Source organism: Cohnella ginsengisoli, from assembly GCF_029525555.1.
In the GTDB taxonomy this organism is placed as follows: Bacteria; Bacillota; Bacilli; order Paenibacillales; family Paenibacillaceae; genus Cohnella; species Cohnella ginsengisoli.
Genome location: NZ_JAPDHZ010000003.1, coordinates 674,722 through 686,973 on the forward strand (window position 1 = coordinate 674,722; position 12,252 = coordinate 686,973).

The 12,252-nt window shown below is 55.3% G+C and carries 14 protein-coding genes; 1 reads left to right on the forward strand and 13 read right to left on the reverse strand.

The annotated features are described in order from the left end of the window. Positions 1–43: 43 nt before the first annotated feature. The 9 genes from OMP38_RS14345 to OMP38_RS14385 all read right to left on the reverse strand — a co-directional run bounded on the left by OMP38_RS14345 (position 44) and on the right by OMP38_RS14385 (position 5,717). Complete coding sequence (locus OMP38_RS14345; RefSeq protein WP_277565738.1) at positions 44–421, reverse strand: ATPase; 378 nt, start codon at positions 419–421, stop codon at positions 44–46. Positions 422–519: 98 nt separating this feature from the next. Continuing rightward, positions 520–1,734, reverse strand: a complete 1,215-nt coding sequence (locus tag OMP38_RS14350) for a M24 family metallopeptidase (protein ID WP_277565739.1) — start codon at positions 1,732–1,734, stop codon at positions 520–522. A gap of 253 nt (positions 1,735–1,987) precedes the next feature. Beyond that, entirely contained in the window at positions 1,988–2,353 is a 366-nt protein-coding gene (locus OMP38_RS14355) for a hypothetical protein (protein WP_277565740.1), read from the reverse strand. Positions 2,354–2,374: 21 nt separating this feature from the next. Beyond that, entirely contained in the window at positions 2,375–2,800 is a 426-nt protein-coding gene (locus tag OMP38_RS14360) for a hypothetical protein (protein ID WP_277565741.1), read from the reverse strand. Then, positions 2,797–2,943 (reverse strand): hypothetical protein, encoded by a 147-nt coding sequence (locus OMP38_RS14365; RefSeq protein ID WP_277565742.1) that lies wholly within the window; start codon positions 2,941–2,943, stop codon positions 2,797–2,799. Before OMP38_RS14365 ends, OMP38_RS14360 begins: the two co-directional genes overlap by 4 nt. A 33-nt stretch (positions 2,944–2,976) precedes the next feature. Beyond that, positions 2,977–3,126 (reverse strand): hypothetical protein, encoded by a 150-nt coding sequence (locus tag OMP38_RS14370; protein ID WP_177244168.1) that lies wholly within the window; start codon positions 3,124–3,126, stop codon positions 2,977–2,979. Between the two features lie 51 nt (positions 3,127–3,177). Next, complete coding sequence (locus OMP38_RS14375; protein WP_420869693.1) at positions 3,178–4,062, reverse strand: hypothetical protein; 885 nt, start codon at positions 4,060–4,062, stop codon at positions 3,178–3,180. 72 nt (positions 4,063–4,134) lie between these two features. Next, positions 4,135–5,064 carry a hypothetical protein gene (locus OMP38_RS14380; RefSeq protein ID WP_277565744.1) on the reverse strand — a complete coding sequence of 310 codons (930 nt, stop codon included), beginning with the start codon at positions 5,062–5,064 and terminating at the stop codon, positions 4,135–4,137. Next, entirely contained in the window at positions 5,058–5,717 is a 660-nt protein-coding gene (locus OMP38_RS14385) for an ATPase, T2SS/T4P/T4SS family (protein ID WP_277565745.1), read from the reverse strand. Before OMP38_RS14385 ends, OMP38_RS14380 begins: the two co-directional genes overlap by 7 nt. A 71-nt stretch (positions 5,718–5,788) precedes the next feature. On the opposite strand from OMP38_RS14385, the gene OMP38_RS14390 reads away from it, so the two are divergent. Further along, positions 5,789–6,181 (forward strand): YhjD family protein, encoded by a 393-nt coding sequence (locus tag OMP38_RS14390; protein ID WP_277565746.1) that lies wholly within the window; start codon positions 5,789–5,791, stop codon positions 6,179–6,181. A gap of 114 nt (positions 6,182–6,295) precedes the next feature. On the opposite strand, the gene OMP38_RS14395 is transcribed toward OMP38_RS14390, so the two are convergent. The 4 genes from OMP38_RS14395 to OMP38_RS14410 form a co-directional block, all read right to left on the reverse strand. Then, positions 6,296–7,162, reverse strand: a complete 867-nt coding sequence (locus OMP38_RS14395; protein ID WP_277565747.1) for an N-acetylmuramoyl-L-alanine amidase — start codon at positions 7,160–7,162, stop codon at positions 6,296–6,298. Positions 7,163–7,165: 3 nt separating this feature from the next. After that, positions 7,166–7,303, reverse strand: coding sequence for a hypothetical protein (locus tag OMP38_RS14400; protein ID WP_277565748.1), 138 nt, complete (start codon positions 7,301–7,303; stop codon positions 7,166–7,168). Positions 7,304–7,404: 101 nt separating this feature from the next. Next, positions 7,405–7,848, reverse strand: a complete 444-nt coding sequence (locus OMP38_RS14405) for a hypothetical protein (RefSeq protein ID WP_277565749.1) — start codon at positions 7,846–7,848, stop codon at positions 7,405–7,407. Between the two features lie 95 nt (positions 7,849–7,943). Continuing rightward, on the reverse strand, positions 7,944–12,248 hold the full coding sequence (locus OMP38_RS14410; protein ID WP_277565750.1) for a hypothetical protein: 4,305 nt from the start codon (positions 12,246–12,248) through the stop codon (positions 7,944–7,946). Positions 12,249–12,252 lie beyond the last annotated feature (4 nt).

Genomic DNA, 12,252 nt, shown 5'->3' on the forward strand with positions numbered 1-12,252 from the left:
CGGAAGCTTTTTTTTATGGAGCCTTTTTTTTATGGAGTAACGTTCAAATCCACGCCTTCAAGTTAACCAGCCGGATGAATTCCTCGCGACTCTGCACCTCGCGAGGCGTCTCCTCCTCGGCCTCTTCCATCTCGCCGTTCATGATGCGCTTGAACAGCTCCGCATTGTGCGTCGCCAACGCATAATCGATAAGCGCCTCTCGGCCGATCCGCTCCGCTTCGAGCTCGAGCAGCACTTCCTCCAGCTCGATGTCGGACGCGGGCACATAATATTGACGGTTCGCATTCGGAACCCGGATGATATAGTCGAAGGCGCTGTCGTTGTTGCGGTCATAGGCGATGATGTAGCCGTATTCGCCGACGGGCATGTTCTGCTCGAAACGGTCGTTTACGATGATGATCTTCTCCCCCAGCTTCAGCATGCCGTTTCCCCTCCCCTGATCAAGCGGACATAAATCGTAGCTGCTTATCCTACTATCCTACTAGATAACGCGACGATTGTGCAAGACCAATAGACTTGTCAGGGATGAATAGGAAGACGATACAGCCGCTCCGGCGATGCCGTCAGTGTCCGAAAGCCGTCGGCGGTAATGGCGTACGTGTTCTCGATACCCACGACGCCGCGTCCGGGAAACGTGAACTTGGGCTCGATCGCGAGCACGACGCCCGGCTCGATCGGATCGGCAAAGCCCCGGGCGAGAACGGGCCATTCGTCGATCTCGAGACCGATGCCGTGGCCGAGAAAGCGGACCTGATCCTCGCCGAAGCCCATGAAATGCGCGGCCAATCCGGCTTCGTCCGCCAGCCGAAGCGCCTCCGCATACAGCGATTCAGGAGACGCGCCGGGTCGCAGGAGGGACTCGACGTGCCTGAGGATTCGTACCGAGACGTCATACGCGCGCAATAACTCCTCGTCCAGATCGCCGATGACCGCCGTTCGGGTCTGATCGATCGTATAGCCGTCGATGCAGCAGCCGATATCGAGCAGAATCGGCTCGCCGGCGCCGATCGGCCTCCGGCTGGCGCTCTGCGGCGCCGCAGGCGTCAACCCTCTGCCGCCTGCGGGTCCGTCGAAGTAAGAGGGCTCGGCAGCCGCTTCTCCCGCAGCGACCATCCCCGTCATGATCTCTTGGTTGTAGCCGCGCATCCGCATGAGACCGATATGTCCGTGCCTGCGCATCTCGCTCTCGAGGATCGTCATGACCTCTAGCTCCGTGATGCCTTCGCGAATCCGGCCGAGCGCCAGTTCGAGCGCGGCCGCGGCCGCCTGGGCCGCCGTCTCGATCAGCGCGATCTCGCCAGCCGACTTCACGGAACGGACCCGCCTCATCATCGCAGAACCATCGAGCAGCTCCACATTCGGCGCCGCCTCCCGCAGACGCAAAAAAGTTTGCGCCGGCAATACGTCCAGGTCTGCGCCGACCGCCGGACGACGGCCTTCCGCGAACAGCTCCGGGTAGTCGCGCGCCAACGCGTCGCCGAACGAGCGAAACGAACCGAGCGGCACGGTCCTCGCCGCCGACTCCCGGATCGCCCGACTCAAGCTGCGGCGGATATAATAGGTCGGCTCGCCCTGCGCAGGTATAAACAAATAGCCGGTCTGCATCGAGCCCGACCAATAATACAAGCCTACGTTCTGCGTAATCAAACAAGCTTGCAGGCCGTCTGCCGTCATCAGCCCTTGAAGACGGTGCCGTCTCTCCGCAAGTTCTTCCGCCGACCCAATCTCGTTCAAATCGAATCCCCCTATCGCATGCGCTTTTTCCCTAGTTTATCACATGCGGGTACGCGGAAGATCGGTTTAAAGGACAGACCGATATCGGATCGTGTCACAATCCTACGGCTCGCGGCATAATATTACCGTGCTTTAAGCGAATACCAGCTCGGCGGCCCCTTTCAAATCCCATTCGATCGGGTCGATGATCCCGAATACGCGCGGGCAAGCGAAGTGAACGATCATAACGACGCCGGGCCGCCGTAGCGTAACCTCATAATTGTAGGCGGAATTGCGATACGTATAAGGAAAGGCGTACTGCTCGTTGATCACGGCGAATTCGACGATCTCTGGCGCCGTCTCCAACCACTCCCCCCTCAAGGGGCGATAAATCGGCAGCGAGCCGTAAATTGGCTGCAAGATAAGCACGCGCAGTCGCTTCGGCTCGCGCGGAATCGATGGACACCGTGCCCTCCTCCAGCTTCAATTCGTCCATTTGCTGCGCTGCCGCATGCGCCGCCCGGTCGACGGCCCGCTTGCCTTCATGCAAGGTGCCCAACGCCGTCTCTTCTTCGAGTTGCATCGCATGCAGCAGCCACCAGACAACGATCATCAGGAAGCTGAAAAGCAACTTGTGCATAGGAGATACCCTCCCTTCGCCTTAGGGCACGTATTCGCTCATCTTCATGCCCGCGGCCGCCATTCGGGCCATGCTTGAAGGCGGATCTACGCCGATCAGCCTGTCGATGTCCATCAAACCGTCGTACGGATAACGGATCACAAGCCGCAAGCCGTCGCCTCGTTGAAGCGGAGCCGCCGAGTCCGTCCCCGGCATGCCGCTCGCCGTCGTCACCTCGTATTCGAGAATCTCGGGCCTGAATCCGTAACCGGACAATCGCGTCCGCGATTCGACGATCATTGCCGCATCGATATAACCGTAACGCCCGCTCGCCCCGACCTCCAGCAAATAATCGACCTCTTGCTGCAGCAGCGATTGACGAAGTACGACCACGTGCTTATAGACCGGGGAGAACATTAACCAACAGAACAAGGTAGCGAACAGAACAAAGACAAGCAGCTGCCTCATGGACTGATCCGGGCGATCGCGCCAGCCATTCCCGCGCCTGAATCGCGAATACGAGCCTTGGTCCCCGTTTCCCCTCCAGCCACGTTAATATAGATGAGCGCGACGGTCACGATGAGCATCACGGTCATCAGCAGCTGTCTCATGACGAACTCCTCCTTGCCTCCGGACATGATTTCTTAAGGCTCCATCGATCCAAGCGTCGTATTGGCCGTCGTGCCGTGCGTCTCGATACGCGCTCTCGTCCCGGTCGTATCGTTCGCGACGATCCCATTGAACATCAAGGCGACGACGATCAGCATCATGACAGTGATCAAAATATTCCGCATTATGAAAGCACCTCCTTTCCATTCGGCCGGATTGCCGCGCAGCGCTTTTCGCTAGGGCTTCAACACTTCGAACAGTTTCTGAGACTCCCGTACCCACGGGTACAGGAAAATTTGAAAGGTATAGAGAATCGGGAGCCCTGCCAGTACGAACAAAGCGTACGATGCCGTCTCCTTTCTCCCCGCCTTGGCGAGTTCGATGCTCGCCTTGTACTCGGCCAGCACGTCCCGGAGCATTCGGTATACCTCGTCGCTCTCGTGAAGGCGCATCGACCGCATCGTCTCGGCGAAGCTGTAGCCCTCTGAGGTACCCAGTCTCTCTTTAAAGCGAAGGAGCGCTTTGTCCGCGTCGTAGTACCATTCGTTCAGCAGCAGTTGAAAATCTCCACGTATGATTCGGGTGTAAGGCATACAGCGCATAAGCTTGCCGTGAAGGTGCAGGCGGGAGCCCATGTAATAGATCAGCTGGTTCATGACGGCAATCAATTCCCTGCGAATCCGATCGCTTCGATAACGCTTGAACGAATCAAGCAAAGACTTGTCGAAGGCGACGACGACTGCCGGTAAGGCGATAACGGGAAGCGCCTTCCAGAGCATGACATCGGATAACATGCCGAACGACCCGAAAGCCACCGCTGCGCCGCCTGATATGACGCAAACGAATATCAGGCTTCTCCTCGATGCCAAATAGACGGCCGGCTCGAGTCTTATGCCGCAGCCGGCGAGCAGCAGCCGCCTTTCCTGCAAGGATGTGCTGTCGGTACTGCAGCCTGCCGCCCGGAGCCACCACTGCGGCGGTCCGCGCTTGCGCCAGTTGCCGAACGCGATCCGCCATCGCGGTTTTCGGTAGGTGACCGCATGCAAAACGTATGCGACGCCGACGGCGCCCGCTATAAATTGGACCAGCCATAATACGGCCGTGTATAGGGTCTGACTCATTCCCGCCAACCGGATTCACCTCCCATGCCAGACCGGAAAGAAGCGCTTTTGCCGCGCTGCTGCGACGCCCCTTCACATCTTTCGCCTGGACAAATACAATCCCATCAAAAACGATCCGAAAATGAGTACCAGAGCATTCAGCAGCATGCTCCGACCGCCCGGATCGGACAAATAATACAAGGCGCTGGATTCGGCGTTCAGCCTGAAATTGATGGTTAAGAACAGTCCCAGGAAAAACAGGGGCGTAAAGTTGGCCAAACGGATCTCGAGCAGCCGGTGGCGCTCCGCATGGTCATCCATTCGCGCTTTTCGCATATCGTCGATGAGCTCCCGCAAATTGTCGGCGATGTTGTTGCCTTCGCTCAACGCAACGGCGAGCAAGCTGGAGAAATAATCCGCCCAAATATGACCGATGGACATCGAAAATCGTCGCAGAGTGCGTTCGTCATCGTGGTGGATGTTCAGCTGACGATAAAGTTCCTCGAATATCGCCTGCGTATCGCCAGGCAGCTGCCGCTCTTCGACCATCCGCTGCAGCGCGGTGCGAACGTGCCTGGAGCCGTTCACGAGGTAGCATTGATAAAAGAGCTCTGCCGCCGGCAAAAAATTAAGCCGGGCGGAAATCTGGCGGTTGATCAGCGACATCCGCAAAAGGCTGTAGGGCAGTACGGCAAGCATCGCGCCTAGCAAGGCCGCCGAGCGCAACGATTGGAACACGATGGCGCCTCCCGCGAGACCCCCGAGTGCCAGCCCGAAGGCCAGCTTCCAAAACGCGCTTGGCTTGACCCGCCATCCGGACGCAGAAAGAACGTCCGACAAATGCGTGAACAACGGCTGTAACCAGACGATGCTCACTTGTTGGGCTGTATCCTCCGCCTCGCTCCTGCCAAGCCGCCTTGAACGGCTATGGCGATCCTCTGCCAAGGCGAACAACGCCTTTAGCGAAGCGAATAGCAGCAAAAACAACAAGCAGCCTACCGCTGCGAGCCCCGCCGTCAACATAAACTCGCCCTTCGCTCGCCGCGAAGCCAGACGCAGCTGTCGGGATCGAACCTGCCGATTCGTTCCCAAGCGCGTTCAGACAGCTCCGCCTTGAGCACCCAAGCATCCCGGCCTTCGTCATATCGGGCCCAATCCCGAACCTCGACCGTATCGCCGCTGTAGATGTATTCGCCGATCCTGACCAGCTTCCGGCTGCTGCCGACCATCCGCATCTCGAACCCGATCTGCGTGACGTGCTCCGCGATCCGGCGGGTTAATCGGACAGCATTCATGGCCCTTCCGTCAAGCATGCACATGTCTGTAATGGCGTCCGGCACGTCCTCCAGACTGTTCGCATGGACCGAAGTGATGCTGCCTTCGTGTCCTCGCGTGCAAGCGCGCACATAGATGTTGGCATCCGCGTCGCGAATCTCGGCGTGACAGATTCGCTGCGGCGACTGACGCAGCGCCAGCTTGAACGCCTGCTGCGGGCCGTGCTGCGGATCGTCCTCGTCCGCCTCGTACTCAATGACGTTTTTGTCGGGAAAATCCCGCTGCAGCCTCAGCTCGAACCTGCCCTCGATCGTCACGATCCGCTCCTCGTCGGGCATCGCCGCGATCAATGCCTTGATCAAATGGGTCTTGCCCGTATTCGTCGGACCGGTTAGAGACATTTTACATGTAAACTATTATTGAATTGATAAGAACACACATTCCCGTATATACTAAGTACGGGGTGATGATCATGAATGAAATCGAAACCGAACTGCTTCGCGACTACGTCCACCTTACATATCTAATCAAAGAGGCCAAGGCTGAGCTGGCGGCATTGGACGATCCTCGTATGCCCAATAGAGGCATTCGGATGAAGATGACCAAGATGATGGGCAGCATGTTCAACGACCGGCTGAAGCTTACACAATCCGAGATGCGCGATCATGGTATGTTCGTGGTCAAAATCGACGATGACGAAAAAGACCCTCTTATATATGTACATACATCGATTAAACGGGTTAAGCAGTCGTTTCCTTATAAGAGGAAGATCCTGCAGGAAGACTTGAAGGATAAGCTCGATGGGATTGCCAAGGAAATATCGGGGATTAAGGTGCTGAACAAGAAGACTTATATGGAGGATTAGAAAATATATCCATGTAAAGTGAAATGCAGAAAATCAGCTAAAGTGTAAAGTGGTTGCAAAAATTGCGTCCATTTTGCGGATTGGTTGCAAACGCATAAAAAAGGGCCTTCCCGATTAAAGGAGGCCCTTTTCTTTTGCCAACGCAGCAATCACGAGCAACTTACGAACAGCCTCGCCCATGAAGTTCCCCTGGTTCGCTTTGTTGTACAGATCCTTTATTACTGCAAAGATTTCTTCAGCGGTGGTCGCCTGCTTACCAAGCATAATAAGGGCCTGCAGAAGGCTTTCAAGCTTGGCCCTAGCCGCACCTCCATACTTGGGATCGTTTAGCTTGCTCTTTAGATCAAAGGCCCGGTCGTAGAACGCGAAGGCTAGGACGCGATCCGTTGTATTCTTTTGAAGATAGTCGATGCGCTCTTCGTAATGCTCGAGATCCATCGAATCCGCAATCGCCAGCTCCGCATATAGGCGCGTCCACGGGAACTTAGGGCCGGGACATTGACTCTTACCGATGGAATCGATCTGAAAATGCCCGATGACCTGACTCGAATTGAGCGCGATCTTATGCCCGTAGATCCGCAACACCTCGGTCTGAATCCATTTATGGAGCCAGCAAAGCGACAGGAATTGAATCTCGGTTAGCGTTCCCTCTACACCCGGCGTATCGTCGTTGTAGGCGTCCTCGTTCTCGATGGTAATGGAATAGAAGTTCGGGTTTAAGGCCCCCATCTGCAGGACGATAGGAGCCTTTGGGCTGCGTATGTTGCCGTTCGTCTTCGGGCGCTTGGTCAGCTCCACGAACTGCATAATGCGACCGTCACGCCCGTTCAGATACGTCGATGACTTCTGATTTAAGAGGTTCTGGAACGTGTTCTTGACGCTGCTAAACGAACCGACTGAGATGTGATTGACGATCACAATGGGCTTATGTCCCTCTCGGTCGTAATGCCCGCCAAGGATATTCTGCTCAATAGGAAACATGGCTCACGCTCCGTGGTACGATTTTTCGATGTCCGTTACCGCATTCGTAGTCGTGGTGACCGCCGTTCCCGTGTCCGAAGTGACGACCGTTTGAGAAACGACCTTCTTCTGTAGGAAGTGGTTCGATAAGCTGCGAATCACGTCCAGAAGCCCTTCAACGGCGATGAGTCCGCCCCCCGATATAGGTTGCCGCCTGAAGCGTATTCGGGCTGAGATCGAGCCCCAGCGTATCGTTTAAGCCGTTAATCAGGACTGTAATAACGAACGCGAGGAATTTCTTTTTTACCTGCCAGGATGCCTTGTGACATTTTCATCTCGCTCCTTTTTGATGGGGATATCTCCGCTTGGAGTGTGGTATACGCGGTGGTAGGGGCAGGCGCACCAGCCAATGGCAGCAACGTACTCTGCCGGCCAATCTCGCAGCCATTTCTCAAGCCTGCATCCCATACTAAAACCTCCACGCGAGCTCTCAGCTCTCTTTGTTCGGTTAATATTTGCTGCAGCAATGAATTAGTGCCGCCGTTACTGAGCAGTTTTCTGAATCGCCGGGGCATATGGCGCAATAAGTAGTCCTGGACAAGCTTTATCCGCAGCAGATTGCCAATGATGAACAGGATCGTTGCAAGCCTTAACCCTTCTTTTGCGAGGCTTCCGATTGTGGTAAGGGCCCAACTGACAAGATCCATTCCGATTCCACCTTAACAGAAAGACCGCATTCGAGGTCTATCCATACCTCGTCGCGGTCTTCTGACTTTCTATTCTTTTTCATGTGGCGCCCCCATTAAAACCCGGTTTTAAACTTCTTGCCCGGCGTCTTCAGACCGACTTCTTTCTTCATAATGTTACGTCCATACTCGCCCGATTCGTTCAGCGCCTTCATCATCTTCTCTGCCTTCTTTTCCGTGGACAGCGATGGATTGATCTTCTGAATTCGCTTGACCAGATCCTGACCGACGAGCGTTTGATATTTAACGTACTGTTCAGGCGTCAGATCGACCTTCTTGTCTTCTCCAGTGAGTTTGTCCGTGCCCTTTAGGGACTTGGCAACTGTTCGCGGTGCAAGCGAGCTATCACCGGTTTCCTTCAGCAGATCAATAACGAACTGCGCTTCCGCGGTAGGCTTGTAAATGCTCCGCTGAGACGGACTGAGGAATACGTCAACGAAGGAATTAAGCTTCGTCTGCGGCTCTCCTAGCGTACTTACACGCTGCGGCAACTTCTGAGCAAGGTATGGGATATTCGCACGCGTTGGATTGATCGTTTTCGTCAAAGCATCGGGATCGTAAGTCTCCTTCACCTTGTCGTCGAACATTAGATTGATCTGGCGCACAATCGATGGATTGTACATGCCCGGCACCTGTTTGACGAGGTTCGTAATGACCGCTTTCCACGTGTTGTCTTCGCCTGGACTGGTTTTGAATGCCTCTTGAATGCCTGACAGGACCGAACTATCAAGCAGCGTATTCAGACCGCCCCACGCCGCGTCTGCGGCCACGCTGAGTGCACCTTTGTCGTCCTTTACGGACTGAGCGATGTTAGAACCGATTGCCATCGGTGCCGACGTAGGTTGGGCCCAAGAGTATGCCCATAGCGTGTCTCCTGGCTTCATCTTGGCTGCCGCATCAATGTCGCCGCCGCTGACTACGGCATCAAGCATACGGACGATAGCCGAGCCGTTAATCTGGAAGTCCGCTTGTCCTGATAGCTTTTGAAGGTTGCGAACGTCCATATCCTTGTCGAGCGATCCGGTCAATGCACCTTTGTCCGCAAGCCAGTAGGCGACTGCGCCAAATCCAGTACCCATAAGCGCCCGTGTCACCGACTGGATGACGTCAGCCCTTGTGAGATCCGTTTCCCGCGCTCGCAGTACGTCATTGAGTTGATGGAGTGCCTTCCCGATTCCGATAGGCGAATAGTCCATAGCCCGCAGCAGAAGGTTGGCCGGAGTCTTCGCGAACGGTAGGATGAGGTTGCCCGCGCCGAAGTCGGATGTCAGACCGAACGTACTGATTTTGTTGGCTCCGCGCTTGAATCCGCTCAGTTTTTGGGATAGGATGCTGTCATTCTGCAGCGTGACATACTCGCCGTAGTCGTTCGCAAGCTTCTCCGTCATGTCGTCCATGTTGGTCATGAACGTTTCCATGTGCGCCCGGATATTGTCCTTGCCCTTCACACCCTTGTTGATCGCATCAAGGTACGCCATTTCCCCAAGCCGCTGCTTTACCGCACGTTGATAGGCGGCATAGTCAAAGCCTTTCAGGGCAGCTCCTAGCGTCTTTTCCAGGTACGTCAACGGATTGTACTTGCTTCGGAAAGATAGCCCTCCGATATCGTACTTGGACTGTACGCCTTCGGGATCTACGCCGCGCCATCCTGCTTTCAGTCCTTCTCCAAGGCTTCCCCAATAGTCTTGAGCCTGGCTAAAGTAGTTTCCCCACCCGTTGCGGAAGGTGACCGTTCTCGGGCCACCTGTGATCTTTGAAGCGACGATATCGACCGGCGTTGCGATCATGCGGTTAAGACGCTCGAGACGATACAGCAATTCATTGCCGACGATATTCCGAACCTGAGTCAACGGGTTAAGCAGCATCGCGATATATTGGGCCGTAGAAAGCTTTCTGCCAAGTCCTACGCGCTCGTAGCTATTCAGCACGGCTTGTAGATCCTGTGACGCCTGACGGCGCGTTTCACCGCTCAGATTGGCTACCTTGTTCGCCATGCTACGGATGAAGTTGGCGTCGTTGGCTTCAAGGTTCTTGCCCTTGATAAAGTTCTCCGCGATGCGCTCGACATTCGCCAGCTCCCGGCGTGTGATGCCTTTTCCGTTGATCTGAACGGCCCGGTCGTAGATGTCTTGCGCCGATCCGCGCACCGTTTCTCCGAACTCGCTAACCAACTTCTCTGTGAAATCGGCAATCTTGACCGCGCCTTTCACGATATATGGTGCTGCCATTCGAGCAAGTAGCACGAGATCCGGTTCGTCCAGCTTGGCCGCGAACCCTAAATTGCGCTTTGCCTGCCAAATTGCACGGGCTTTTGCTGCCTCTTCCTCCAGGTGATTGACCAGCTTATCCCGTTTTCGCATCGCGGACAATTCTTCTCGAGGCGGCTTCTCTGGCTTGTTGTTCTTCCGCAGCGTCTTCAGATCGTCCATGAACTCCTTCAGCGTCTGCCGTTCCTCGGGCATCAGCTTCTGTCCGTCCTTCACACGGTCCATAAGGCGCGCTACGGCAGCGGCACGGTCTTTGTCATCCGCAGACTTACCGATGATCTGCGCGGCCTCTTGGAGCTTGTCCGCGTCCTTGGTGCTGAGTTTCAAGTCCTCCGCATTCTTCGGCAGCGTCTCATTAATCGCCTGAATTTTGCGTTGCGCGCGAATCAGCACCCCTTCAGGCGAGAGCCGATCGAGGATGGAGGCTGCTTGTACGGCTTGACCGGCCTCGGTAAGCTGCTTAGCCATTTTCTCAGCTACAGTTACAGCCCGTTCGGTGTGTCCGCGCTTCTGCAGTTCTTGAATAAGGCGGATTCCTGTCGCTGTCTTCTCTGCCGTTGGCCTGCCTGACCCGAGAACGAACGATTCAGCTTTGTCGATGTCGTTTGTAATTCGCTTATTCGCCATCGCTACAGCTTCGTCATTCGTAATGATGTCGTAATTTCGCTTCTTGGAGTTGGCTAGCCCCACGGACGTAGGCACATCTAGCTGATTGGACTCCTCAAGCGACCGCACGAACCCTCGTTCAGCTACGTTCGGATTGGCGTTAGTCAGAGTAGGAGCCGACCGCGTGACAGGTCCCGACCTGACAGCTGTCTTCGGAGATGTTTGCGCCGGCGTTTCAACGGGAACTGCACGACTTGCCGCCTCAACAGCCCTAGGCGTCAGTACCGGCGAAGCTTCAAAGTCGGGCTCGAACCCTCGAACGTAGCTAATCGTCGCATTACGGTCGTTGGTCAGTGCCTCAAGTTCCTGCGCATAGTTCGGATTGCTGCGATTCAGGTTTCCGATTTGCTCGTCAATGTCCACTATGCTCTTCTTCGCGCCATTTACTAGATTCGCCTCTCGGCCTACCTCATCAAGCGACTGCGTGGCTTTGATTGTGTTCTCTACGATGCGTTTAGAGGCATTCTCCCCAACTTTTCGAGCAAGTGCGCCGATGCCCGTAAGCACAGGGCCGGCGATTCCACCAATGCTTGTATTAAGGGCCGTGTTAAATAACGCATCACCAGTGCTTTCCTGCCCCGTAGCCACCTTTACCGCGTCTTGTGGTGCAGTGCTTGCCGCGCCTGCAACAGCGCCACGTACGGCCGTTTGAAGCGCCTTGTTAGTGATGTTCTTGCCGATCGATTTAGCTACGAAGCGTTCAGCCAGTTCACCAGGAAGAGCCATTCCGTAGAATTCGCCAATCTTCCCGGCGACTTTCGTTGCTTTGTCCTGCGGCTCTTGGAATACAGGGCTAGACGTGACAAAGGATGGAGCTTTAAGCCCCATCCCATCCCCGATTTCCTTGGCCTTGGCAGGAGTTATACCGGTCACGCCGCCCGTGATTTGACCGGCTACCTGATATCCCTTGTCGATGAAGTTTCCGACGCCCTTAATGGCGTTATCATGGGCGCTCTTGACGTCCTGGAGGAACGCAACGGCTTTATTGCTGCTACGATTTCCGATTTCGTCCAGAAGATCACGGTTCACAGTGACACCCGGCACAATCGCCTTAATGTCCGTTAACGTCTTCTTCGTCTTGTCCGCTTCTGCGTTTTGATACGGCAAGCGAGGGCTTGTGTTCGGCTGCACAAGTTTCTGTGCTTCGTGTGGTGTAGTTACCACGTCGTTTCCTTGCGTGGCCGCCTTCTGATCCTGCTGGATCTTGGTAAGGCCCATGGTCGGCAGCTCGACCGGCTTGCGGACAACGCTTGATGTACTGGACACCGGCGCTACTTGGGTTTGGGCCGTTGGCGCTGGCTTATCGATACCAAGCCTTACTCGCTCTTGCCTTACGAAGTCATCCGCCGTTACCTTGTTGCTAGAAGAGGACGAGGCGGAGACTGCGGACCCGTTCAATCGTTCTCGCTCTTTTTTTGATAAATTCATCCGC